The sequence below is a fragment of the Leptotrichia trevisanii DSM 22070 genome (assembly GCF_000482505.1).
Classification (GTDB): Bacteria; Fusobacteriota; Fusobacteriia; order Fusobacteriales; family Leptotrichiaceae; genus Leptotrichia; species Leptotrichia trevisanii.
Genome location: NZ_AXVL01000011.1, coordinates 58,332 through 84,726, shown reverse-complemented (window position 1 = coordinate 84,726; position 26,395 = coordinate 58,332). Strand labels below are relative to the sequence as shown.

Genomic DNA, 26,395 nt, shown 5'->3' with positions numbered 1-26,395 from the left:
AATTTATACTAAACCCTGTTTAAAAATGGAAATAAATTTTTATAATAGGGTTGTTTGATAGTTAATTCATAAGCATTCAACTAAATTATTTTTTATTATTTTTTAGATATTTTGATTAATAAATATTTTTTCATATTACTGTGTTTTTTCATTTTTATTTTCGTAGGATTGCTCATTGCCGCAAATCCTTATCTTGCAGTAAAGGTTTGTCCTAATAATTAAAATTGTGGCAAGATTGCTACGCAATAACCTATGGCTAGTCTACGACATTTCTCTGTACTGACAAAAAACTCGCTATGCTCAAACAGTTTTGCCAGCACAGAAAAATGCTCCGACAGATTAGTTTATACTAGACTATGTTTAAAAAATGAAAATAATATAGTATTAAATAAAATTTAAGTTATCAAATAATTTATGAATAAAAAAGAAAGAGAGAAAATTAATATGGAAGTGAAAGGATATATACATTCATTTGAATCATTTGGAACTAAGGATGGGCCAGGAATTAGATTTGTACTGTTTTTACAGGGATGTCCGCTCAGATGTCTGTATTGCCATAATGTTGACACGTGGGAGATTAAAGACAAAAAAATGGTGATGACTGCACAGGAAGTTATGAAGGAAATTTTGAAGGTAAAGGGGTTTATAAAAACTGGAGGAGTTACGGTTTCTGGGGGAGAGCCTTTGATGCAGCCTGAATTTTTGATGGAGCTGTTTAAACTTTGTCGTGAAAATGGGATTCAGACAGCACTTGATACATCTGGCTATATTTTTTCTGATAAGGCAAAACAGGTGCTTGAGCTTGTTGATATGGTTCTGCTTGATATTAAGCACATAAATCCTGAAAAATATAAAATATTAACTTCAGTGGAGCTTGACAATACGTTAAAATTCGCAAAATACTTGAATGAAATTAATAAGCCGACTTGGCTAAGATATGTGTTAGTTCCAGGATATTCTGATGATGAAAATGATTTACATGAGTGGGCAAAATTTACTTCGCAGTTAAAGAACGTGGAAAGAGTGGATGTTTTACCATTTCATCAGATGGGGCAGTATAAATGGGAAAAAGTTGGGAAAGAATACAAATTAAAGGATACACCAACTCCGACACGAGAATTGATTGATAAGGCAGAAGGAATTTTTAGATCTTATGGTTTAAAAATATTAGATAAATAAAATTAAGGGAATTAGTTCTAGTTTTATTAGAATTGGTTCCCTTTTGGTATTTATTTATTTTCACTTATTTGTTCAATTCTATAATTTAATTCGTCAAAATCAATAATTTTAGCTTGTCTGTGTATCTCTCTGCCTTCATAAAATAGAATAACTACTGGGACTGAAAATAGACTTAATTGCCCAACAGCTTCAGGAATTTCAGATGCTTCGATATGATAAGCGGTAAAATTTTTCTCATTAACAATTTTCTCAACTTTTGGCATATCAGAGTGACAGACGCTGCAATTATTCATTGAAACGTATAATAAAAAATATTTTTCTTCTTTTATTTTATTAAGTATTTGTTCATAATTTTCAAGTTTTTTCATATAATTTTTTCCTTTTTTATTTTTTAAATTTTACCGAATAAATTATATTTTTTGCTTGCCCTAAATCGTCAACTTGAGCGATTCCGATACCAATAACTTTAGATTTGAAAGGTTTAAAATCATACTTTGAAGTAAATATATCTATTTTTGCTGAATCTTCTGGAGTAAGTAAAGTTATGTGCGGATCAAAATTTGTAAATACATTTGGAGAGCCGTACAAATTAAAGGATTTTACTTTTTCAGGAATAGATTTTGCCCAGTCAGGAACTTGTGCGTCCTTTGCACGAGATTTGTTTAAGCTGACTGTTATTTCGTCTGCAAGCTGTTGTATAGTTTCATTGTTTTGAGCATCAAGCATAAACCAGTTTCCGCCAGTTTTTCTTAATCTGTAAAATTCTATATCAAAGGATTTTGTCTGATTTGCAATCTTATTGACAGTATCTTTTATTGTTTTTAGTGCTTCAGGCTTATATTCTGTAAGGTAAAGAGTTAGATGAACTGCATATCCTTTGGAATAAAGGCTTTCGATTCCTGCCTCTTTAAGCCCTTTTGAAATATTTTCCACATTTCTAGTTGCGTTATTATCCATAATTACAAAAACATTGTAATTTACATTGGAAAAAATGTTTAGACAAAACATTAAAAAAATTGAAAAAAATAATTTTTTCATAATAAACCTCCTAAATTTTTTATTTTAGATTACTTTTACTACAATTATACCTTAAAATATTTTAAAAACAAGATTTAAAAAATATTTTAGTCTAAATTTGACTGATTTCAATACATTTATTTTATTTTTTTGTAAGTTTGTCTAAAAATTCATAAAGAAGATTATTCATTTCATCATAGCTGTTGCTACGTATTGTTTGAGGAGATTGAACAAAAGGTAAAGTTTGGCTATCCTGCTCAAGAGTTTTATCTGAATATATTAATAACTCAGTTAGTGCTTTGGTAAATTCGAGATGGCATTGAAAGCCATAATGTTTTTCGCTGTATTTTATAATCTGGCGTGGACACCCTTTACTTGTTGCCAAAACTTTTGCAGTATCTGTTAATCCTGGCATATCACTATGCCAATGCCCTACAGTAGCTTGTTTTCCCAAATGTTTTATGTTGTCATCTTCCAGCCCATCTTTTGTCAGTTCAATTGGAAAATTTCCTATTTCACGGAAAGGGCTTTTTTCTGTTTTTCCACCAAATGCTTCTCCCAGCAATTGAGCTCCAAGACATACTCCAACTACAAATTTATTTGCCTTTACAGCCTTTCTAATTAATTCAATTTCAGCTTTTGCATCAAAATAGGGAAATTTGCTGTTATCTCCAATAGGACTCTGCGGTCCGCCCATCACAATTAAAAAATCAAATGAATCTGCGTTTTCAGGTAACTTTTCATATTGATATATTTTTGTTGTGGAAATATCGTATCCAGAAAGTGCTGCCCAAGCAAGATAAGCTCCTGGTGCTTCAAATGCTTCGTGTAATATAAAGTGTATTTTCATTGGTGTTCTCCTTTAGTTTTTGGATTTATAGTAAAATTTAAAATTAAACGTAGAAATTATAATATAGGTTTAGTTGTTTTCCCAGATAAAAATGTTACAGGAATTTTTACATTTGTTTTATTTTCAATATTTCCTTTATTTTCTATTGTATCAATTAGTATTTTAACAGATTGTACAGCAATTTCTTCAATGTCCTGTCTAATTGTAGATAAATAATTTTTTTCTCTTTTTGAAGACTTTGCCCCATCAAAGCCTATTATTTGGACATCTTCAGGTACAGAAATATTTAAATCTTCCAGTTTTTCTAAAATGTAGAAAGCATGTGCATCTGTTGAAGAAAAAATACCATCAATTTTTTGGGTTATAATAAATTTTTTTATAAAATTATCTACTTCCATTTCAAATTCTTCTCTTGTTCCAGTATTGTAGCATATTTGATTGAAAATATTATGTTCACTGCAATAGTCCTTGAAACCGTTTAATCTTGAAATAGTGTCATTTGAATATTTTGAGCCATGACCAATATAGGCTAAATTTTTACTCCCATGTTTTATTAACATTTCTGTAGCTAATCTTCCACCTGAATAATTATCACTGCTTACGAAATTAGTTTTATGTGAAAAAAATCTGTCTATACTTACAAATGGAAGACTTTCCGATATATATTCGTCTATATTACTATATGTCACTGCTATTATTCCATCTACTTTGTTCTGCCTTGACATTGTTATGAACTGGATTTCTTTTTCAATGTTATTTTCAGAATTATATAAAATCAGTTTTATTTCATGTTTTCGTAGTTCTTTTTCAATATGAAAAGTCAGTTCACTAAAAAAGGGATTCCAGATACTTGGAATTATAATAACAACAGTATTAGTTCTGTTAATTTTCAGTCCTTTTGCATATATGTTTGGTTCATAATTTAATTCCTTTACTGCTTTTTCAATTGCAAGTTTAGTTTTCTCCTTTAAAGCAATACCATTGAAATATTTTGATACACTTCCAACAGAAACTTTTGCTAATTTTGCTACATCTTTCATAGTAGGCATTTTTTCACCTCTAAATCACTAAATTTCCCATAATTTACCTTTGATTTCGGTTTCTCCGTCTGTAAAAAATGAAATTTCATTATTTTCTATTCTATTATATAATCTTGAACTAAAAACTTCAAGCCCATCGTTTACAAAAATTTCAGTAGAGGATTCATCTAAGAATAAATGTAATTTTAGTTTTTTTTCTTTAAATTTACATTTTCTGATGTCTCCGCCTTCAAAATTTTCTGTTAATTCATCGGAATGAGTTCTATCAAATACAAGTTCATTATTTTTTAAATCATAGAAAAAGATAGTTTCTTCGTTATTTCCAACTCTAAATTTTATTCCAACTTTCTCAGCTTTTATATTTTCAAAATTTACATCCAGCTCATAAGTTCTTTTTTCATTTTTTAAATTGACAGAATTATTATTCAGTTTAAAAGAGAATTTTTCTTCTGATTTTCTAAGTTTAACAAGTTCTGGCAAAGGTTTCTGATATAAAATATTATTTTTCAGTTCAAGTACTCTAGGAATTGTCAGACAGTGAGCCCAGTCATATTTATCAGTTACACTGTCAGTTCCCGGAAGACCAAACCAGCCAATTAATATTCTTCTGCCTTTATTATCTTCCATCGTTTGAGGAGCATAAAATTCAAATCCTCTGTCAAATTCTTTAAATTTCTGATGTTTAAATTCACCTTTTTCAAAATCAATTTTTTCTCCAATTAAATATCCTGACTGAAAAATATTATTATATTTTTCTCCTTCAGCTTCCATTCCTTGTGGAGAAAACATTAAAACAGCTTTATCTTCAAATTCAAAATAATCAGGACATTCCCACATAAATCCACTATTTTCACTGAAATCAGTCTTTAAATTTCCACGAAACTCCCATTCCTTCAAATCATTTGAACTGTAATAAACTATAGCTCCCTTATTGTCATCTGTTTCAGCTCCTACTAAGCAATAATATTTTCCATTTTTTATAAAAACTTTTGGATCCCTGAAGTTGTCTGTATATCCATCTGGAACTTTATTTATAAATGGTTTATCATTTTTTGTGATTTTTCCTTCCTTATCCATTGTTGCAATACATTGATAAGGATTTCTGATCCAGTTCTCATCTCTTGTATTTCCTGTGTAGAATAAAAACAGTTTATATTTCAATGGAAGCCCTGTACCAGAAAAAACACCATGGCTATCATAAATAGTATCTGGTTTCATTGCAATTCCTTCATCTGTAAATGTCACTAAATCTGTTGACGAAAGATGATACCAGTATTTGACACCATGTACTGGACCTAATGGAAACCATTGATAAAATATATGATATTTTCCATTGAAATAACTAAATCCATTTGGATCATTTAATAATCCAGTATTGGGCTGGATATGAAATTTTTGTCTGTATGGTGAATTTTTTACTTTTTCTTTTAATTTATCATATTTTTCTTTTGGGAAATTTTCTAACCGTTGGTATCTTTTTTCTCTAGGCCACTCCATTGTTTTTTCCTCCTTTTCCATTAAAAATTTTTACGAATAAATAGGTTACAATAAATGTTACAACAAATGAAATTGTAATTGATACTAAAAATTGTATCATTGACTGAGGACGCATAACGATTACTCCGGGAATTCCGGCAGGACCTTGAGAAACTGAAAGAACTTTCATCCATACTGCATATCCTGAGCCTACAGCTGAACCGATTAATGCTGATAAAAATGGAAATTTAAGATTTAAATTTACCCCAAATACAGCAGGCTCTGTAATACCGAGAAGTGCAGATATTCCAGCAGCTGAAGCAACACTTTGGATTTTTTTATCTTTTTTCATAAAGAAGAAACAGGCTAGAGCGGCAGCACCTTGTGCAACATTGGAAGCTGATACAACTGCAAATGTAGGTGAACCTCCAAGTTTTGAAATATTAGCAAGTATCTGCATTTCAGCAGCAGCCATACTGTGATGCATTCCTGTTATTACAAGCAATGGATAGACTACTCCGTAAATTGCACCTCCAAGAGGACCTAAGTCAAAAAACAGCCATAATACTCCATTAGTCATTCCATCCCCGATTACTCTCATAATTGGTCCAATTACAGTAAAAGTGATAAATGAAGTTAAAAGAACTGACACTAAAGGAGTTATTATCATATCAAGTATTGCTGGAACATATTTTCTTGTGAAAGTTTCAATTTTTGCTAAAATAAACGAAGAAGCTATTATCGGTAAAACTGTTCCCTGATATCCAACTTGTGCAATATTTAATCCAAAAATATTCCAATAAGGAATTGTATGTTTTGCAAGAGCTTCACCATAGCCATAACCATTTAACAAATCAGGGTGAATCATTATAGCTCCTATTATAGCACCTAATACAGGTGTACCACCAAAATTTTTAGCTGCATGAAATCCTATTAATACAGGTAAGAAAACAAAAGCTGCATTTGAAAACAAATTAATCATATTTGCTAAATCTGTAAATTGAGGAAATACTTCTATCAATGTTTTTCCAGCAACAAAAAGTCCTTTAGAAGTCAATACGTTATTGATTCCCATTAATAGCCCTGAAGCAACTAGAGCTGGCAAAATCGGAACAAATACATCAGCAAGGGATTTTAACATACGTTGAAATACATTCCCTTTTTTAGCCGCAATTTCTTTAAGTTCTTCTTTTCCAACTTCAGATAATTCAGCAGCTTGACTAAAAAATTTAAATACTTCGTTTACAATTCCAGTTCCAAGTATTATCTGAAATTGTCCCGCATTATTAAAAGAACCTTTTACCAGTTCAATATTATCAAGTTTATCCTTACTTATTTTTGAATCATCTTTCAATACAAGTCTAAGTCTTGTCGCACAATGTGCACCGCTTACAACATTTTCTTTTCCACCAATCGCATCTAATATTTCTTTTGCAGTTTTTTCATAATTCTTATCCGCCATAGCAAATCCTCCTAAAAATTTATTTTAACTTTCATTTCACAAAAAATGAAACGTTTCATTTTTTATAGTATAGCATATTTTTTTAAAAAGTCAATACATTTTTACAAAAATCAGATTATTATATGGTATAATATATATAACGTAAGAAAAGTTTTTAGGAGAGAAAATTGTTGAAAATAGGAATTGTAGCTGAATATAATCCATTTCACAATGGACATTTGTATCAAATCAGGGAAATTAAAGAGATATTTGGTGAAGATGTCTTGATTGTGGTAGTGATAAGCGGAGATTTTGTTCAGCGGGGAGAAATTTCGTTTTTGGATAAGTGGGAGAAAACACATGTTAGCTTAGGATGCGGAGTTGACTTAGTTGTGGAGTTGCCACTTTATTATTCAATTCAGAATGCGGAAATTTTTTCAAGGATGGCAACAAAAATTTTGGATTATTTGGGTATAGATATTCAGGTTTTTGGAGCGGAAGAGGAAAATATTGAGGTTTTGCAAAAGGTGCTTGAACTGCAGAAAAGGCAGGATTATAAGGACAAGCTTATGGAATATATGAAAAAAGGCAACAGTTACAGCACTTCTCAAAGACTGGCATTAAAGGAATATAATCTAGATGAAATTGTGAAGTCAAATAATATTTTGGCTCTAGAATATATGCGTGAGATAGAAAATAGCAATCTTAAAATAAAACCGTATATTATAAAAAGAGAAATTTCAGAATATAATGAAGAGAAAGTTTCTGAGGATAGGGAAGAGTTTGCTAGTGCTTCGTTTTTGAGAAATGAATTGGAGAAGATTTTGAATAAATTTTCTAAGGAAAAATTTGATTTTGAAAAAATAAAAAATTCTATTGCTGAAAAAAAATGTAGTTTTTTAAAAAATAGAGGAGTAGAAAATTCAAAAGAAATTGCTAAAAAAAATTATAATTTTGAGAAAAAGCAAAGCATTGGAGAAAAAATAAGTTTAGAAAGTTTGAAAAATGTAAAAGCAGAAGAAAAAATCTTTTGGAAACTAGAAGAAATTCAGAAATTTGTACCAGAAAAATCATTTGAGATTATTTTTAAAAATTTGGAATGGAAGGGAAATAACGGAATTAGTGGGAATAAAATAAAGGAAGAAATCTTTAAAATTGTGAAATATAAGATTTTGACAGAAAAAAAAGAAAAAATAATGGAAATATATGATATAACTGAAGAAATTTATGCTAGAATATTTAGGACAATGTCGATTTCACAAAATTATTTGGAATTCTTGAAAAATACAAAATCCAGAAATTTATCAAATAAACGGGTTGAGCGGATTATTTTGAATATTTTGCTGAATATAAAGGCTGAAATGATGGACTTTGAAATAAATTATGTCAGAGTTTTGGGCTTTAATAAAAAGGGGCAGGAGTATTTGAAAGAAATTCGTGAAAATAATAAAATTGAGAGTTTTAATGTGGAAAATAATTTTCATAAAAAGAATATTTTTGTAAATTGGAAGGATATTGAAAAATTTGGAAATTCTGATAAAAATAATGAAAATTCAGAAATTCAAGAAAATCTTTTGGAAAAAATAAAAGTTGAGAAAAATGGATTTTTGGTAAAGGAATTAATTTTAGGGAAAAAAGAGAAATTAAATCCCATAGTTTGTTTGGATTGAATTATTTTAATAAATAAAATATAAGAAATTGGAAAAGTGAAAAGTTATAAAAGTGAATAACAACAGTTTTTATACAGCGAAGAGTAAATACAGCTTGTCAGAAATAAGACAAAAATGAAAGTTTAAAAATATTATATTAATGAATTTTATAAATAAAAAATAAAAAGAATAGGAAGGGATTATAGAAATGGGATTGTTAATAATAATTAATGTGCTGTTTATGATATTTTTCTTTGTGATAGCGTATATGTCGATACGGTATTTTATTAATCAGATTGAGAAATATCCGAGAATTACATTTGAGGAAGTATACAACAGCAAAAAATTAAGACAAAAATATAATATTGAGGATAACAAGGCAAATCCTTATGATTACGGGTATAATTTTAAGGAAGTTGAATATAAGTCAGGAAAAATCCAGCTTTATGGATGGCTTATCGAGAACAAGGAAGCTACCAAAACTATGATTATCTCACATGGACGTGGTGTGAATAGATTGTCGTCGTTACAATATCTAGGAATGTTTAAGGATATTGGGATTGACAAGGAGTATAGTTTTTTTATTCCAGATTTGAGAAATTCTGGGAAGTCTGACATAGCCAGAACTAAGATGGGATACTGTTTTGGGCAAGATATTTTTCATACGATGGAAATGCTGAATGAAAAGTTTGGGAAGAATAATTTTACGCTGTACGGGTTTTCGCAAGGAGGAATAGGATCTGCCATTGCGTCTAAAATGTATGTAAAAACGCTCCGAAAAAAAGGGATAATCATTGATAAGCTTATACTGGACAGCTCAATTTCAAATATAAGAAAGAGAATTAAGGAAGATGCAAGAAAACGCCGTGTTCCAAAATTTATTGTAAGTGTTATTGTAAGAATTTTTAATTTAAGAGTTGGAAGCCATCTTGATAAACTGAGATTATCGTATTTGCTAAAAAGAATACCTACATTGATAATTCAGTCTAAAAATGATAAGGCTACAACTTACGGAATGCTTATGGAAGAGTATAACGAACTTGCACAGAATGAAAATATCAAGCTAAAAGTTTTTGAAAAAGGTTCACACACAAGAATTTATGCTGATCCTGAATGTAAAGATGAATATGCTGAGGCAGTAAAAGAGTTTTTAACAAATTAAAGTGATAAAAACTGAATAAATATAAAGTTTGAAGAGATGAGTTATAACTTTTGAGTTTGGTTTTAAGCAATATAAAAAACAGAAAGGTAGAAAATTTAATGAGTTCAAGATTAACGAAAAAAAGTTACATAATTTACGGGCTTGGGGTTTCATATTTTATGATTGACCAGATTTATAATCAATGGTTGTCATATTATTATTTGCCACCTGAAACGGAGAAAAATTTAGTTCCGCTGTTAAAGCCGCAGTATTTAGTTCTAGCATTTATTTTTGCGAGGATTATTGACGCAGTATCAGATCCTGTTGTAGGATTTTTATCTGACAATTCGAAATCACGTTTTGGAAAAAGATCAATATTTATGCTAGTTGGAGGATTGCCACTTGGGCTTCTTACGATTATGTATTTTTATCCGATTAAAAGTTCGCAGATGGCAACGCTCATTTATTTATCAATCGTTGGAGGACTGTATTTTACGGCATATACTTTAGTTGCAGCACCGTATAACGCTCTAATTCCAGATTTGGCTTCAAATAAGGAAGAAAGGCTTAACCTGTCTACAATGCAGTCAACTTTTAGGCTTATATTTACTGGGGTTGCGATGGTTCTGCCAGGTGTTTTGATTTCAAAATTGGGAATGGTAAATGGAGTGCTGAATACAGAAGTTGGAATACGTAAAACAGTAATTTTGATTACAATATTATCAGTTCTGGGAATTTATGCGTGTATATTTTTTCTAAAGGAGAAGCAGCTTACACAGAATCGTCCGAAAACAGAATCGTTAGGATTTATGAAATCAATTTCACATTTGAAGGATAAGGAAATTATTTTATATTTTTTAGGATATTTCTTTTTCTTTTGCGGATTTAACATACTTCGTGGAGATTTGACATATTATTTGAGCGCTGTAATGCAGAAGGATATTAAATATCTGACTGTAATATCAGTTGTGCTGTTTGGAATGGCGGGACTATTCTTTCCAATTACAAACAAGTTTGGGAAAAAATATTCGTATAAGAAAATATTGATTGTGGATATGCTGCTTTTAATAATTGGTACCTTTGGACTGCTGTTCATTAATAAAAATAATTCAATTTTTGCATATTTACTTTTTGTAATTTGTGGAACAGGATTAAGTGGTGCAGCATTTATTTTCCCGCAAGCAATGCTTAGTGAAATTTCTGCGAAACTGTCAGAAACAAAAAAAGTAAGTTTGGAAGGCTTTATGTTTGGAATACAGGGAATGTTTTTAAAATTGGCATTTCTAGTGCAGCAAGTTGTTCAGTCAACTTTACTTGTTGTGGGGAATCAGAATGTTCAGAATGGCGTGAAAGGTGCAACTGAAATCGGAGTGAAAGTGACACTTGTCGTGGCGTTAGTGCTGTTTGGCGTTTCGCTGTTTTTCTATAATTTGAAAAAAGAGGATTAATTTTAGTTAATTATTAATATTTATAAATAAAAAAATGGAGGTTTTTATGGAAATAAAAGATTTGCAAAAAAAAGCAAAAACATTGAGAAAAGACATTATTGAAATGATTTACAGGGCAAAATCAGGACATCCAGGGGGTTCGCTTTCAATTGCTGATATTCTGGCTGTGCTTTACTGGAAGGAAATGAATGTTGATCCAAAAAATCCAAAAATGGAAAATAGAGATAGATTAGTGCTTAGTAAAGGGCATGCTGCTCCTGCACTGTATGCGGCTTTGATAGAAAAAGGATTTTTAGGAGATGAAGGGAAGAATCTTATTCCAACACTTAGAAAATGGCATTCTCCGCTTCAGGGGCATCCTGATATGAAAAAGCTGGCTGGAGTTGAAATGTCAACAGGTTCACTTGGGCAAGGACTTTCAGCAGCAAATGGAATGGCTTTGAGTGCAAAAATTTACAATAATGATTTCAGAGTCTATACAATCTTAGGAGATGGAGAATTGCAGGAAGGACAAGTCTGGGAAGCGGTTATGACGGCTGCACATTACAAACTTGATAATTTAGTTGCAATAGTTGATTATAATAACTTGCAGATTGATGGAAAAGTTTCGGATGTAATGGATGTCGCTCCAGTTGGGGAAAAATTCAAGGCATTCAAATGGAATGTAATAGAGATTGACGGACATAATTATGAAGAAATCATAAATGCTCTTGACACAGCAAAAACTGTGAAAGGACAGCCGACAGTAATAGTTGCAAACACTGTAAAAGGAAAAGGAGTTTCGTTTATGGAAAATAACGCTGGATTCCACGGGGCTGCTCCAAATGATGAAGAATACAAGAAGGCAATGGAAGAATTGAGTTAATAATAGCAAGGGAAATCAATCGCCATTTCCCTTCATTTCGCAATAATAGTTATTTTAACATATTTAACTAATGGAATATTAAAGAGAATGGCGAAAGTGCTACGCACTAACCCTGGCTTGTGGAATAGTATTAGAAAGTTTTTAAAAATAATGAAATAAAAAATAGGAGAATATGAGAATGGAAAAAAAATCAACTAGAGTGGCTTATGGAGAAGCGTTAGTCAAATTGGGAAAAGTAAATAAAGATGTGGTAGTTCTGGAAGCGGACTTGTCAAAATCGACAATGACTGCATATTTTAAAAAAGAATTTCCAGAAAGACATATAAATGTGGGAATTGCGGAAGCTGATATGATTGCAACTGCAGCAGGGATCGCAACGACTGGCAAAATACCGTTTGCTTCAACATTTGCACATTTTGCGGCAGGGCGTGCCTTTGATCAGATTAGAAATTCGGTGGCATATCCACAATTGAATGTTAAGATTTGTCCGACTCACGCAGGAGTTTCGTTAGGAGAGGATGGAGGTTCACACCAATCTGTCGAAGATATGGCTTTAATGCGTGCAATTCCAGGAATGGTGGTTTTATCACCAGCAGATGCGGTTGAAACAGAAAAAATGATTTTTGCTGTGGCAGATTATAAGGGGCCTGTTTACGTAAGACTTGGAAGACTTAATATTCCAGTATTATTTGATGAAAATTATAAATTTGAAATAGGAAAAGCTGCAACTTTGACAGAAGGGAATGATGTAGCAATTTTAGCGACAGGACTTATGGTTTCAGAAGCACTTGAGGCTTCTAAATTACTAGAAGAAAAAGGTATAAAAGCGAGAGTAGTCAATGTTTCCACAATAAAACCGTTAGATATGGAAACAGTTCTAAAAGCTGCAAAAGAGTGTAAATTTATTGTAACAAGTGAGGAACATTCTGTGATTGGTGGACTTGGAAGTGCAGTTTCAGAATACTTATCAGAAGTTCATCCGACAAAAGTGATAAAACATGGAATACAGGATATTTTTGGGCAAAGTGCGGATGGGGAAACTATGCTTACAAATTATGGGCTTAGAGCGAAGGATATTGTGGAGATTGTTTTAAATAATTTAAAATAATAAATAAGCAGGCAATGATAGAAAAGCCATACTAATTTTCAGAATAACGAGAATAAATATGGCTTTTTCATACACCACGATTTTTACGAAAAAAATAAAAAATTTCAAAAAGGTATTGATAAAATTTATAAATGTGGTAAAATATATATGGGTTTATTACCCACTCTAACTAAAATTAGCTAAGATTCTTTAGCAAAAAAAACTGGATTAAATTCAGTTTTTTTGTTTATAAAAAATTTGAAAAAGAAGTTTGAAAAATAGTTATTAAAATGTTAAAATTAGATATGAAAAAATAAATTTGGAAAGGAGCGATATTTAATTTTAAATATCGGATAAATAATTATGAATATAGTGTTATTTGGAGCACCGGGAGCAGGGAAAGGAACTCAGGCAAAGGAATTAATTCAAAAATATGAAATTCCTCAAATTTCAACAGGGGATATTTTGAGAGCTGCAATTGCAAATAAGACTCCGTTAGGACTGGAAGCAAAAAAATTGATGGATGAAGGAAAATTGGTTTCAGATGACATCGTAAATGGATTAGTGGAAGCAAGATTGCAGGAAGATGACTGTAAAAAAGGATTTATTCTGGATGGATTTCCAAGAACTGTGGCTCAAGCCGAAGAACTTGACAAAATTTTGGCAAAATCAAACAGAAAAATTGAAAAAGTTGTTGCACTTGAAGTAAGTGATGAAGAAATTATTGAAAGAATCACAGGAAGAAGAGTGTCTAAAAAAACTGGTAAAATTTATCACATAAAATACAATCCGCCAGTAGATGAAAATCCAGAAGATTTGGAACAAAGGGCAGACGATAATGAAGAAACAGTGAAAAAAAGACTGGCAGTTTATAACGAGCAGACAGCACCAGTATTGGATTTTTACAAAAAGCAAAATAAGGTTTACAGCGTAGATGGGGCAAAAAAACTGGAAGAAATTACAAAAGATATAATTGATATTTTAGAAAAATAGTAAATATTTTCAAAATTACCTAAAATTGAGTTGGTAAAATAAAACAAATTTAGAATTTGAATTCAATCTTAAAGTAATATTGCTAAACTTATTCTATAATTAAATAACTTTTATTTGCAAAGGTACAAGCTCTTTTGTAAAAAAGTATTGAGCTATCAAATATATCTATTAAAAAATAAAAAATAAGAAATTTAGAAAGAAGAAGTATAAAAAATGATAATTTATAAAACGTTGGATGAAATAAAAAAAATTAAAAAAGCTAATGAAATAATCGCAAGACTTTTTGAAGATGTATTGCCAAAATATGTAAAAGTGGGAGTAAGTACACACGAATTGGATCAAATCGCAGAAGATTACATTAGAAGCCAAGGTGCCATCCCTGGTACAAAAGGTTACGATGTAGGACGTCCGTATCCTCCTTACCCAGCTGCAACCTGTATTTCTGTAAATGAAGTCGTAGTACACGGCATTCCAAGTAAAAAGCAAATACTAAAAGAAGGGGATATTTTGACAGTCGATACAGTTACAGTGCTTGACGGCTATTTTGGTGATGCTGCAATCACTTATGCTGTGGGGGAAATTGATGAAACTTCTAAAAAATTGATGGAAGTTACTAAAAAGGCAAGAGATATTGGAATTGAGGCGGCACATGCCGGAAACAGAATTGGAGATATTGGACACGCTATCCAAGAATATGTGGAAAGTTTTGGATTCTCGCTTGTAAGAGATTTTGCAGGACACGGAGTAGGAAAGGAAATGCACGAAGATCCAATTATTCCAAATTATGGAAAAGCTGGAACAGGGGCTAAAATCGAAGATGGAATGGTAATCACGGTTGAGCCGATGGTAAATGTCGGAACTTATAAAGTTAAAATCTTATCTGATATGTGGACTGCGGTTACTAAAGATGGAAAACGTTCAGCACAATATGAACATAGCCTTGCCATTATTGATGGAAAGCCTGTTATCCTAAGTGTAAGAGATTAATCTTGAAATAAAAAAATATAAAGAAGGGAGAGAATTATATTGAGTATACTGGCATTCATATTAATATTATTCGTGGCAATCGAGCATTATTATATATTAATTCTTGAAATGTATTTCAATGAAAGTGAAACTGTACAAAGAAATTTTGGACTGGATTCAAAATTCTTAAAGGATGAACGTGTAAAAAAAATGATGGCAAATCAAGGATTATACAATAGCTTCCTTGCCACAGGATTAGTGTGGAGTTTAATCGAAAGCGGAGAATTTCAATTTCAAATTGCAGTTTTCTTCCTGATTTGTATTATCTGTGCAGCTATTTACGGTTCTGTCACAGTTTCTAAAAAAATATTTTTATTGCAGGGAATACCTGCTTTAATGGCTATTATTACAGTATTGTTGCCATTAATAGTTTCATAATTTTGATTAGATTTTTAAAGAGACACCTGAACTGGAAAATTTGAGTTTGGGTGTTTTTATGTATATAAAATTTAAAAAATATTTATTTAAAAAGACTGGAGATAATGCTCTAGTCTTTATTTTATTTGCACTTTTTCTGTAATATCATTAAAAAAGACTAATAAAAATACAAAAAATATGATAAAATATATTGTATATTCAAATTCTTTTGAAATTATTTGAAATTTTTCAAAATAGAAATGATGAAAGTTAGAAAAATTAAGTGAAAATTTGGTTTCAGGGATTTTTTGTAAATTGTAAAAAAATTGGATTGATAATTTAAAGGGAAAAAATAAATAGAAAAATGGAGGAAGATATGAAACATACAGTAGCGATTGTTGGTAGGCCTAATGTAGGAAAATCAACGTTATTTAATAAGCTGGTGGGGGACAGGCTGTCTATCGTGAAGGATGAGCCAGGAGTTACAAGAGACAGACTTTATCGTGAGATGGAGTGGAGCGGAAAAGAGTTCATCCTGGTGGATACTGGTGGGCTTGAGCCACGAACCGAGGACTTTATGATGGGGAAAATTAAGCAGCAGGCACAGGTTGCAATTGACGAGGCGGATGTAATTATATTTCTGGTGGATGGAAAAGCTGGAATTACCGGACTTGACGAGGATGTGGCAACAGTTCTTAGAAGACAGGATAAGAAGGTTGTTGTGGCTGTAAACAAGATTGACAATTATGTACGTGATCAGGAAAATATTTTTGAGTTTTATGGACTGGGATTTGAAGAAGTTATTGGAATCTCCGGGGAACATAAGACAAATCTGGGGGATTTGCTGGATGCGGTAATTAATAAATTCGAGGACAAGAAAATAAAACAAATTGAAAATGGACTTAACATTGCAATTCTTGGAAGGCCAAATGCAGGGAAATCTTCGCTTGTAAATAAACTTCTGAATGAAGAGCGTTCAATCGTAAGTGATATTGCGGGGACAACGAGAGATACAATTGATTCTAGCCTGAAATATAACGGGGAAACTTATACATTAATTGATACAGCGGGAATCCGTAGAAAATCAAAAGTGGATGACGATGTCGAGTATTACAGTGTACTGCGGGCAATAAAGGCGATAAAAAGAGCAGATGTATGTGTACTGATGCTAGATGCGACAGAACTTTTGACAGATCAGGATAAGAGAATTGCAGGAATGATTTATGAGGAAAGAAAGCCGATTATTATTGCGGTGAACAAATGGGATTTAATTGAAAAGAATAACAACAGCGTAAAGGAATTTACAGCTTTAGTAAAGGCGGACTTGGCATTTCTGGACTATGCTCCAATTGTTACAATTTCGGCATTAACTGGGAAAAGAACGCTAAATATACTGGAACAGGCTAAATTTATCAATGAGGAATATCATAAAAAGATAGCAACTGGACTATTGAATCAGATTTTGGCAGAAATGATAGCACAGAATCCAGTGCCTACAAGAAAAGGGCGGGCAGTAAAAATAAATTATGCAACACAGGTAAGTCAGGCACCGCCAAAATTCGTATTTTTTGCCAACAATCCAGAATTAATACATTTTTCTTACCAGAGATATATCGAGAATAAATTAAGGGAATATTTTGGATTTGAAGGATGTCCAATTGACATTGTGTTTAATAAGAAAAGTGACAAGTTCTTTGGATAGAGCAGAAAAGGGATAGATATAAAAAGGGAGATTTATCAAATGAAATTTTATGATGAGGAAAAACTGTTAAAATTAAGAAATATTTTAATTGTAGCAGTACTGATGCTTTTGACAATTTTGTTGTTTTTTAGGGTTTATGACAACTTTGCAAAACCTATAAGGCTTGTTACAAGCACTATTTTCCCGTTTATTCTGTCATTTATAATTGTGTATTGTCTTATGCCTTTTATAGATATGATAAGTGAGAAGGACAGAAATAGCAGCTTTATAAAAAGCAGTAAACTTGATGAACTGGAAAAAGTGGAAAAAATGAACATAAGTAATTCAGAACGAAGAAAAAAACTAGAGTTATTTAATGAAATTTTACATAAAAATAAGAAAAAAAGATTTCAGTTAAATCGTACATTTGCAATTTTGCTTGTACTATCGGTATTTTTTGTGATTTTTCTTTATATAGTCTTGACAATTGTGCCTATTTTTACAAAGCAAGTGTCGAGCCTTATTGACTTTTTACTAAAAAATCAGGAAAAGCTGCAAAATAACTTTTTTGGTTTCCTTGAAAGCAACAACATTGATTTAAGAAGTTCCATAATCAGCTCTAAAGACATAATTGTAAAAAATGTAATAAAAGTGCTAGGTTCAAGTTTTTCATTAATAAGCAGTACATTCAGTTTATTGTTTATGACACCTATTTTTACAATAATGCTGATTTTCAGTTATGACAACATTGAAAATGGAGTTAAACGGATTTTGCGGAATATGGACAGGGAGGACTTGATTGTCCTTATAAAGCATATGGATGAAACTATTGGAAAATATATTCTTGTAACAGCTCTGGACAGTATGATAGTTGGAGTTGTATCGTTTGTAATTTTTTATTTTTTGAAAATGGATTACAGTCTGCTTTTTTCAGTGATTGTAGGATTTGGAAATGTGATTCCGTTTATAGGGCCCTTTATTGGACTGATTCCAGCGATACTGTATGCCTTTACAAAGTCGTTTAAGCTCGTGATTTTAATAGTAGTTCTAATTACCATTGTACAGACAATAGAAGCAAATATTGTAAAACCATGGCTTACAGGAAAATCTGTAGAAATGCACCCGATTACGACTCTTCTGGCAGTTCTCGTTGGAGGGGCGTTATTTGGGATTGGAGGTGCCTTTGTCGCTATTCCTGCGTACATTATTATTAAACTTACGTGGCTATTTTGCTGGGAAAAATATATGATAAAAAATAAATAACAAATGAAAAAAGTAAGGAAGTGAAAAATATGAATAAAGGAAAAATGGAAATTCAAAAATGTATGTACTTTACAATTTCAAAAATGTTTAGAATGGTTAATAAAATAGCAGAAGAATCATTTGAAAAAATGGATATTTATCCAACACACGGTTTTCTTATGATTATATTGAAGGAAGAGGAAAAGGGGCTTACAGTAAACCAAATATCAGAAACACTGGCAATAGCTCCTTCAACTGTTACAAGATTTGTTGATAAATTAATTTCAAAAGGATATGTAAAAAGGGAAAAAGCTGGAAAAAATTCCTTTACAAAAATAACTGAGGAAGGGTTGAAAATTATACCTGATATTTACAAGGCATGGCACGGAATTTCAGAAAAAATTGAAGAAGTTGTGGGAAATGATGAATATTTGAGAAAAACAAGTAAAGATTTTAAAGAGTTTGCAGACATAATAGGGAAAGATAAGCAATATGATCAGATTTGTGAAGATTTTGACTTTTGGATCATTTAAAAATTAAAAATAATTTTATATAAACAGAAAGTTAGGAGATTCTGATGTTAGGAAAACAAAAAGAAATTTCCCCTTACACCGTAATTTTAGTATCATTCGTAATAATTATATTAATAGGCGGCTTTTTGCTTTCTTTGCCAATTGCAATAGAAAATGGACAAAGGACAAATTTACTTGAGGGTATGTTTACGGCAACGTCGGCTGTTTGTGTAACGGGACTTACAGTAAATGATGTGAGCAAAGTCTATAATTTATTTGGAAAAACAGTTATTATGGTATTAATTCAGCTTGGTGGAATTGGAATTATCACATTCTCAACAATAGTTGTAACAATGATTTCAAAAAAAGTTGGATATTTTACTAAAAAATTGATACAGGAAGATATAAACACAAATACAACATTTGAAATACAAAAATTTGTAAAAAAAGTTTTGACTACGGTTTTTATAATAGAAATTATCGGGGCTGCAATATTATTTTTAAAATTTATAAAAATATTTGATTATAAGACAGCGGCTTATTATGCTATATTTCATTCTATTTCCGCATTTTGTAATGCCGGGTTTGCATTATTTTCAAATAATTTAAGTGATTTTAAAAACAGTATAATAATAAACACTGTAATTCCTGTCTTAATTTTTTTAGGCGGAATAGGTTTTGCAGCAATTCTTAATATTTATCAATATTTTCTAAAAAAAGATAAAAGGCTTACTACTACTACAAGAATAGCTATAAAAATGTCAATTTTTCTAATAATATTTGGGACAATTATAACATTTATCCTAGAATATTCAAACAATAAAACATTAGGAACATTGCCATTTTTTGAAAAGATAGGAGCCGCCTTTTTTCAAAGTGTAACAACAAGAACGGCTGGATTTAATACAATTTCCATAGCTGAACTGCGGGAACCTACAGTTTTTCTGTTTGTAGTATTAATGTTTATCGGAGCCTCACCTGGCTCAACAGGTGGTGGAATAAAAACTACTACAGCCGGATTGATACTTTTTGGGATAGTTACAACTATAAAAAATAAGGAACATCTGGAATACAACAAGAGAAGAATCAGCTGGAAAATATATAATAAAGCTATGGTTATTGTTTTTATATCAATTATGTATGTTGCTGTAGTATTATTTTTATTAATTTGGCTGGAGGATATAAGAGTTATAGAATTAGGATTTGAACTGGTATCTGCTTTTGGAACGGTGGGATTATCACGGGATTTAACGCCGCAATTATCGAGCATTTCTAAACTGTTAATTATGATTACGATGTTTGTTGGACGAGTTGGGCCACTAACAATAACATTGGCCTTGTCCAGAATGAAAAATCCAAAAGGAAGATATGTTTATCCAAAGGAAGACATTTTGATAGGATAAGGAAGAGGTGAAAAATGGCAGGATATTTAGTAATTGGGCTTGGAACATTTGGTAGAAGTGTAACTCAGACATTATATGAAAATGGTAAAATGGTACTGGCAATAGATCAAAGGGAGGATCGTGTACAAAAGGTAATTGATGATGAAATCGCAAGTGATGCAATTACATTGGATGTGACAGACGAAAATTCAATCAGGAAAGTAATAAATGATGACTTTGACACTGCTTTTGTCTGCATTGGAGACAATACTCAGTCCAGTGTATTTGTTACGGTAATTTTAAAGGAAATGGGAATAAAAACTATCATTTGTAAGGCAAAAAATGAATTACAGGGGAAAATTTTAAAAAAGATTGGTGCAACTTCCGTTGTTTATCCAGAAGAAACGATGGCCAAGGAAACAGCACTTGGGGTAATAAGGCCCAATATAACGGAACATTTTAAATTTTCAGAAAAATATAGAGTGTTTGAAATAAAAGCACCAAAGGATTTTGATGGAAAAAATCTTATAGAATTAAATTTGAGAAATAAATATGAAATGAATATTATCGGGATAAAAGATGAAAAAGAACTAAATATTATGCCACTTCCAAATACTATAATAAGAGAAAATAATGTACTATTAGTTATCGCAAATATAGAAAAAATGATGTTATTTGGGAAAAAATACGTTTTGTAGTAAAAAACTTAATTAAAGCCTTTCAAATATAAAATAAATTGTTATAAGTATAAAAGTATGGTATAATTTAGCAAAACTCTAATAAAATAAAAGGTTGAAAAAATGAAAAGAATTAGATACAAAGTATTGTTTATTTTACTGTTTTATATTATACTTTTTGGCAAGATGAATGCTGCTGGACAAGTTATAGAACTGGAAACAGAAAAATCTACAATCAATCTGGAAACAGAAGAAATAAATACTGAAGGTAATGTTACTGTAAAATATGGCGATTTTACAATAAATGCAGACAAATTAAGAAAAATTGCCAACAAAAACATCCTTTCAGGCTCTGGAAATGTTGAATTTATTCAAGGTTCTCAAATTATAAAAGCTGATAACCTTATTTTTGACATGGATACAAAATTAGCAAAGATATTTAATTCAGAAAGTTATGATGCTAATGTGAAACTGCGTTATGGTGGAGAGGAAACACTGGCTGAAGGAAATAAATTAATTTTTATAAAAAATGGATGGTTTACAACCAGTCCCTATGAAAATCCAAGCTATAAAATAAATGCAGACGAGCTGGAAATTTATCCAAACAGAAAAGCCATTGCAAGAAACATAGGACTTTTTGCAGGTGGGAAAACCTGGTTTAAATTACCATATTACGTAACTTCACTAAAACCTGCATCACAGAGGGCAACGCTCTTTCCATACATTGGGATGGACAGCGACAGGGGACTCTTTGGAATTACGGGGTTTGACTATGATTTAGGGCCTCTTGCACAGGGATTCGTGGATTTTGAGCTGAGCACAAAGAAAAAACTGGCATTAAAATTTTCAAATGATTATTCCTTCTGGGGAAATAATTCAGGAAATATATTTGTAAACAGAGTTGTCGTTCCAATTGGAAACCATAGGAAAGAATGGGATTTCAAATGGAATCACAAAGTTACAAATACTCCTAAAAAAGCTAAAGAAGATAGAAAGTTTTATGATGCCGGCTATGGAATCTGGAACCTGAATTATCAAAACATTACAACAAATCTAATGTATGCCATCAATGGAAACGAATTAAAGGATGACTATACAGATTTTGTGGACAAATATAGCCATATTGGATTCTGGGATTTTAATATTAATCAGGAACTTGGGCAAAATGGCGAATTTAATGCAAAATATTACTGGACGCAAGATAAGCATGCTCTTAAAGCCTTGACTGAAATAAATGATAAAATTGTAGAAGATGATGATTTAGATCCACGTAGAACCGATGTTGACTTATACAAAAGTATAAAATATACAAATGGAAATACAAATGTTGCAATAACAGTTGATAACGAAGATTTTCGTGATATTAATCCAGGATATGTCGGAGACTTGAATTCCTACAGGAAAAAAAGAAGTTATGGAATTGATTTTAGAGGCCCGAAAATAAAGTTTGATTATTTGAATTCTGACAAGGATGAATATGGAGAACTGTTTGGAATGCGTGATCGTGGCGATGACAAGACAATTCACTGGGTACAGAACGTAGCATATGATAAGAGAAAAGAATTGGGACTGACTTTTGGAAATTATTATCCGTTCAGAGAAAGTGATTTCTTTGGATATAAGCCTAAAACTGCATATCAAAATTTAACAAATACTCTTTATTTCGGTGCACAGGTAAAGCAAGTTGATGTACAAAAAAAAGAATACGAATATGATTACACAAGAGATAATGAAAATTACAATTCATTATTTTTAAATTCAGCAACTGCTGATGAAAGTCGAATTTATAAAGTATTTCAAGATAATGAAATAATTCGTCGTCCTAAAAAGATTATTTATGAAAAATATAGATCACAAAGATTTAACATAGGAAATGACAGAATTGATATCCCTATAAAAAATTCATTTATTGGGTATAACCTGGCTTTTGAAAATCGTGATTACAGTAGTTTAGGAGTGCCTGAATTTAGAAATGGAAGAAAAGTGGAAGACTTGTCTTCAGAAACAGGCTACAAGGTGGCAAGGGACGCAAGCGGAGAAATAATACGGCAAAGTCCATCAATGAGAATTTTCACCCTTGATACAAGATTATTCACGACATTTTTCGACAACACATCGAAAAAAAATAATAAATATGATGTAAAAGTTACAAATGATGCAACTGTCACTTTCCAGAAGACAACAGCGGGAAGTGCAATGTATAACGGCTTTGACATTGTAGAAATTCCAACAAATGCACTGGGGCTTAGGGATGACTTCAGGTATCAAATTGGAAATATAACGTTCAACTACAATTTAACTATGAGAGATGACAGACATTTTCAAGATGACTGGTTAAAAAACAGATACATTAGAAACTATTTCAAGGCTGACATTGCCAATAAAAGATTTGTAAGTTTTGATTTTTCTAATAATGAGCAATATGAATTTGAAAATTTCAAATCTGAAAGGGATTTTAATAGGGAAATTCAATATGGTTACCTGTCTGACGCCGGAGATAACTTCTTATACAGATTCAATGAAAAGAATAAGCAGTTATTCCCATATAATACAAGTCTTGGATGGAATCAGAAAATTTATAAGGAATCTTTAAAGGAAAGAACTTTCGGAGTGAACTTTAATGAGTGGGGATTTGAATACACTAATTCAATAAATAAGACAAATGATATTTATGGAAATGTGGCAACTTTCGGATTACCTGCCTTAAAGTTAAAAACTAACTATCATAAACTAGGATTTGTTTACGATACATCAAAAATGAAAAATAAAAAATTTGAATCAGATCACTATTTCAGAATAAATTTTGGATTTGGTAAAAAGATATACAGGGATCTGAATAACACTCCGATTGTTACTTCAGATGACAGATATATCCGTGGAAACGACTATACAACAATAGGATTTTTATATAAATATGAAAATAATTCCAAACCTAGATACGCAGCTGATTTAGATAAAAAAGAAAAAGAGAAGGCTCGAGAAACTGAAATTGATATAACTGAAAATCAAATAAAAAATACAAGCATGGTAAGAAATTCAAACACTCAGGAATTTTCTATCAATAATGCCAATAAATCTTCAATTGATAAAATTCTGGTAAATAGTGACGATAGATTATTTTTGAGCAGTGAGGAAGAAGAGGCATATAAGAGTTATGTGGAAGAAGAAAATTATCGTCAAAATAAATTCAGTCTAAATGACTTTAATGCAAAACTTCAAAATTTAAGAAGTCATAAAAAATACTTCCAAATTGGAATGGATATGCAACTAGATGGCTCTGATGCAGCTAATCCAAGTGGAATGAAAGGATTTGCCAGAATTAATGATTTAACCTTCAAGGTTGAAGCCGGATATTTGGAAAAGATGTTTGTCAGATATGCTTTTATAATGGAACGCCCTGATAGAATCTATAGAAAAAATGCCACACGTAACAGTACGTATGACTTTAGGAAACACGAATTTGAAGGAAAATACATGTTTTCAAATGATCCTGATAAGCCATGGTGGATTGGAGGTAAAATCCAGTATGTACAAAATGGAGCACCAAAATCCTCTGATCCAGAAATTTATGAAAGTTCATGGTATGCAAGAAAAGTTAATAAACTAACTTTAGGAATGGCAACTTTGACTCATAGATTTGAAAATGTGGAATGGGAAATTGGAGCAGGAATGAAATGGGATAAGCCAAACAAAAAAAAGTTAGGTTATTATCCAGTAGTTTCATTAAAATTCGGAGTAACACCATTCCCGGAAAAAAATGCACAGTTTAAATATTCTGGAAAAGGATTTGAATTTGGAGCAGGATTATAAAATATATAATAATGAAATTAGCATTAGGGATATTAGGAAACTGATATTTTCTAATGTTTTTTCGTATTCAAATATTCTAAAATCAAATTATCATAGGAGATGAGAAAAATGAGAAAATATACTCTTGAAATATGTGTAGATAGCGTGGAATCAGCAATAAATGCCCAAAGAGGTGGAGCTACAAGGCTGGAGCTTTGCAGTAACTTAATAATTGGAGGAACTACACCTACAAAAAGTCTATTTGAAGAAGTAAGGAAAAATGTGAATATACCAATAAACATATTAATACGTCCCCGATTTGGAGATTTTTTGTATTCAGATTATGAGGTAAATATTATAAGAAATGAAATAAAAATGTTTAAAGAATTGGGAGCAGATGGCATAGTTGTAGGAATTTTGACTAAAAATGGAGAAATTGATTTATATAATATGAAAAAATTTATAGATGAAGCTCACGGAACGCCAATAACATTTCATAGGGCCTTTGATGTGTGTAAAAATCCGATAGAGGCATTTTATCAGTTACATGAACTGGGAATTCAGAATATATTAACATCTGGGCAAGCACAAAATTGTTTAAAAGGTAAAAAATTATTGAAGGAATTAGTTGGACTTTCAAATAAAAATAACAAAAGTAAAACTGAAATACTTGTCGGGGCAGGATTAAATATGGAAAATATTGGTGAAATAGCAAATTCTACAGGGGCAACCAATTTTCACTTTTCTGCCAAAACAATAAAGCAAAGTAAAATGGAATACAAAAAACAAGATGTAAATATGGGACTAAAAGAGTTTAATGAGTTTGAAATTCTGGAAACAGATGAAAAGTTAGTGAAGGAAATGACTGATTATTTACGAAATTTATAGATAACAAAAAAGCCAAATTTAATATATCTGGCTTTCTAATTTTATTTTATTACCGAATAAATTGAACCTCAATACGTCTATTTATTGCTCTTCCTTCTTCTGTGTCATTTGAAGCGATTGGGCTATTATCTCCATTTCCTTTTGTTTCAATAATTTTTTCAGGCGAAAGTCCTAATTCTATCAGTTTTTCTTCCAGACTTTCTGCTCTTCGTAAAGATAATTCCTTATTGTATTCTTTAGTACCTTTAGAATCAGTATACCCAATAATTGAGATTTTTTCATTTTTAGCTTCTATATAGTTTTTTAATTTTTCTAATATCGGAGTGTACTCTTCCTTTATTGTAGCACTGTTAAAGTCAAATTTTAATTTATTTGCATCCAATACTATAATATCAGTATTATTAGTATTTTTCTCTTCCTTAGCGATGTCTAATTGTTCTATCTCTGTTCCATCAACTTCGACTGCAGTCGTTCTCATTGCGTTATCACGTAAATTTGATGTTGTAATTTTTTTAGCTGTAGTCGGAGCAGAAACTAATAATACAGATAACATTGCTGTAATTTTCGATTTTTTCTCCATATTTTAACCTCTTTCCTTTTTTATTTATTTTTTTTACCATTATATTTGAATTATACTTTCCTTTATTAATTGTAA

Annotated in this window: 23 protein-coding genes and 1 pseudogene; 16 read left to right on the top strand and 8 right to left on the bottom strand. The window is 31.2% G+C overall.

The window, feature by feature from the left end; all coding sequences use genetic code 11:
• Positions 1–135 precede the first annotated feature (135 nt).
• A pseudogene (locus tag K324_RS16610) lies at positions 136–320 on the bottom strand (hypothetical protein).
• 130 nt (positions 321–450) lie between these two features.
• On the opposite strand from K324_RS16610, the gene pflA reads away from it, so the two are divergent.
• Positions 451–1,179, top strand: a complete 729-nt coding sequence (gene pflA / locus K324_RS0103950; protein ID WP_026748020.1) for a pyruvate formate-lyase-activating protein — start codon at positions 451–453, stop codon at positions 1,177–1,179.
• A gap of 50 nt (positions 1,180–1,229) precedes the next feature.
• Here the strand turns inward: pflA and K324_RS0103945 are convergent, their stop codons facing one another.
• The 6 genes from K324_RS0103945 to K324_RS0103920 all read right to left on the bottom strand — a co-directional run bounded on the left by K324_RS0103945 (position 1,230) and on the right by K324_RS0103920 (position 7,024).
• A complete protein-coding gene (locus K324_RS0103945) occupies positions 1,230–1,547 on the bottom strand; it encodes a thioredoxin family protein (RefSeq protein WP_026748019.1) in 318 nt (105 codons plus the stop codon).
• A gap of 16 nt (positions 1,548–1,563) precedes the next feature.
• Positions 1,564–2,217 carry a 2'-5' RNA ligase family protein gene (locus K324_RS0103940; protein ID WP_026748018.1) on the bottom strand — a complete coding sequence of 218 codons (654 nt, stop codon included), beginning with the start codon at positions 2,215–2,217 and terminating at the stop codon, positions 1,564–1,566.
• 121 nt (positions 2,218–2,338) lie between these two features.
• Positions 2,339–3,046 (bottom strand): type 1 glutamine amidotransferase, encoded by a 708-nt coding sequence (locus K324_RS0103935; RefSeq protein ID WP_026748017.1) that lies wholly within the window; start codon positions 3,044–3,046, stop codon positions 2,339–2,341.
• Positions 3,047–3,102: 56 nt separating this feature from the next.
• Entirely contained in the window at positions 3,103–4,095 is a 993-nt protein-coding gene (locus tag K324_RS0103930) for a LacI family DNA-binding transcriptional regulator (RefSeq protein WP_026748016.1), read from the bottom strand.
• Between the two features lie 18 nt (positions 4,096–4,113).
• The gene (locus K324_RS0103925; protein ID WP_026748015.1) at positions 4,114–5,583 is read right to left on the bottom strand and encodes a glycoside hydrolase family 32 protein; all 1,470 of its coding nucleotides are present in this window, start codon (positions 5,581–5,583) and stop codon (positions 4,114–4,116) included.
• Positions 5,570–7,024: a sucrose-specific PTS transporter subunit IIBC gene (locus K324_RS0103920; protein ID WP_026748014.1), complete on the bottom strand. Its 1,455-nt coding sequence runs from the start codon at positions 7,022–7,024 to the stop codon at positions 5,570–5,572. Before K324_RS0103920 ends, K324_RS0103925 begins: the two co-directional genes overlap by 14 nt.
• Before the next feature lie 167 nt (positions 7,025–7,191).
• On the opposite strand from K324_RS0103920, the gene K324_RS0103915 reads away from it, so the two are divergent.
• From K324_RS0103915 to K324_RS0103845, 15 genes are all read left to right on the top strand, one after another.
• The gene (locus K324_RS0103915; protein WP_026748013.1) at positions 7,192–8,673 is read left to right on the top strand and encodes a nucleotidyltransferase family protein; all 1,482 of its coding nucleotides are present in this window, start codon (positions 7,192–7,194) and stop codon (positions 8,671–8,673) included.
• 187 nt (positions 8,674–8,860) lie between these two features.
• A complete protein-coding gene (locus K324_RS0103910) occupies positions 8,861–9,814 on the top strand; it encodes an alpha/beta hydrolase (protein WP_026748012.1) in 954 nt (317 codons plus the stop codon).
• A 98-nt stretch (positions 9,815–9,912) separates the two neighbouring features.
• On the top strand, positions 9,913–11,241 hold the full coding sequence (locus K324_RS0103905; protein WP_026748011.1) for an MFS transporter: 1,329 nt from the start codon (positions 9,913–9,915) through the stop codon (positions 11,239–11,241).
• A 46-nt stretch (positions 11,242–11,287) separates the two neighbouring features.
• Positions 11,288–12,106, top strand: coding sequence for a transketolase (locus tag K324_RS0103900; RefSeq protein ID WP_026748010.1), 819 nt, complete (start codon positions 11,288–11,290; stop codon positions 12,104–12,106).
• Positions 12,107–12,284: 178 nt separating this feature from the next.
• Positions 12,285–13,214, top strand: coding sequence for a transketolase family protein (locus K324_RS0103895; protein ID WP_026748009.1), 930 nt, complete (start codon positions 12,285–12,287; stop codon positions 13,212–13,214).
• Positions 13,215–13,556: 342 nt separating this feature from the next.
• Positions 13,557–14,186 carry an adenylate kinase gene (locus K324_RS0103890; protein WP_026748008.1) on the top strand — a complete coding sequence of 210 codons (630 nt, stop codon included), beginning with the start codon at positions 13,557–13,559 and terminating at the stop codon, positions 14,184–14,186.
• A 213-nt stretch (positions 14,187–14,399) separates the two neighbouring features.
• Positions 14,400–15,173, top strand: coding sequence for a type I methionyl aminopeptidase (gene map, locus K324_RS0103885; RefSeq protein WP_026748007.1), 774 nt, complete (start codon positions 14,400–14,402; stop codon positions 15,171–15,173).
• 39 nt (positions 15,174–15,212) lie between these two features.
• On the top strand, positions 15,213–15,590 hold the full coding sequence (locus K324_RS0103880; RefSeq protein ID WP_026748006.1) for a DUF1304 domain-containing protein: 378 nt from the start codon (positions 15,213–15,215) through the stop codon (positions 15,588–15,590).
• Between the two features lie 355 nt (positions 15,591–15,945).
• Complete coding sequence (gene der, locus K324_RS0103875) at positions 15,946–17,271, top strand: ribosome biogenesis GTPase Der (protein WP_026748005.1); 1,326 nt, start codon at positions 15,946–15,948, stop codon at positions 17,269–17,271.
• A gap of 39 nt (positions 17,272–17,310) precedes the next feature.
• On the top strand, positions 17,311–18,513 hold the full coding sequence (locus K324_RS0103870) for an AI-2E family transporter (protein WP_026748004.1): 1,203 nt from the start codon (positions 17,311–17,313) through the stop codon (positions 18,511–18,513).
• A gap of 29 nt (positions 18,514–18,542) precedes the next feature.
• Positions 18,543–19,025, top strand: a complete 483-nt coding sequence (locus tag K324_RS0103865; RefSeq protein ID WP_026748003.1) for a MarR family winged helix-turn-helix transcriptional regulator — start codon at positions 18,543–18,545, stop codon at positions 19,023–19,025.
• A 44-nt stretch (positions 19,026–19,069) separates the two neighbouring features.
• Positions 19,070–20,407, top strand: a complete 1,338-nt coding sequence (locus tag K324_RS0103860; protein WP_026748002.1) for a TrkH family potassium uptake protein — start codon at positions 19,070–19,072, stop codon at positions 20,405–20,407.
• Positions 20,408–20,421: 14 nt separating this feature from the next.
• Positions 20,422–21,084, top strand: coding sequence for a potassium channel family protein (locus K324_RS0103855; protein ID WP_006805673.1), 663 nt, complete (start codon positions 20,422–20,424; stop codon positions 21,082–21,084).
• 102 nt (positions 21,085–21,186) lie between these two features.
• Complete coding sequence (locus K324_RS0103850; RefSeq protein ID WP_026748001.1) at positions 21,187–24,873, top strand: LPS-assembly protein LptD; 3,687 nt, start codon at positions 21,187–21,189, stop codon at positions 24,871–24,873.
• A gap of 108 nt (positions 24,874–24,981) precedes the next feature.
• Entirely contained in the window at positions 24,982–25,740 is a 759-nt protein-coding gene (locus K324_RS0103845) for a copper homeostasis protein CutC (RefSeq protein WP_026748000.1), read from the top strand.
• Positions 25,741–25,789: 49 nt separating this feature from the next.
• Here K324_RS0103845 and K324_RS0103840 read toward each other — a convergent pair whose 3' ends face one another.
• Positions 25,790–26,320 (bottom strand): OmpA family protein, encoded by a 531-nt coding sequence (locus K324_RS0103840; RefSeq protein WP_026747999.1) that lies wholly within the window; start codon positions 26,318–26,320, stop codon positions 25,790–25,792.
• Between the last annotated feature and the right edge of the window lie 75 nt (positions 26,321–26,395).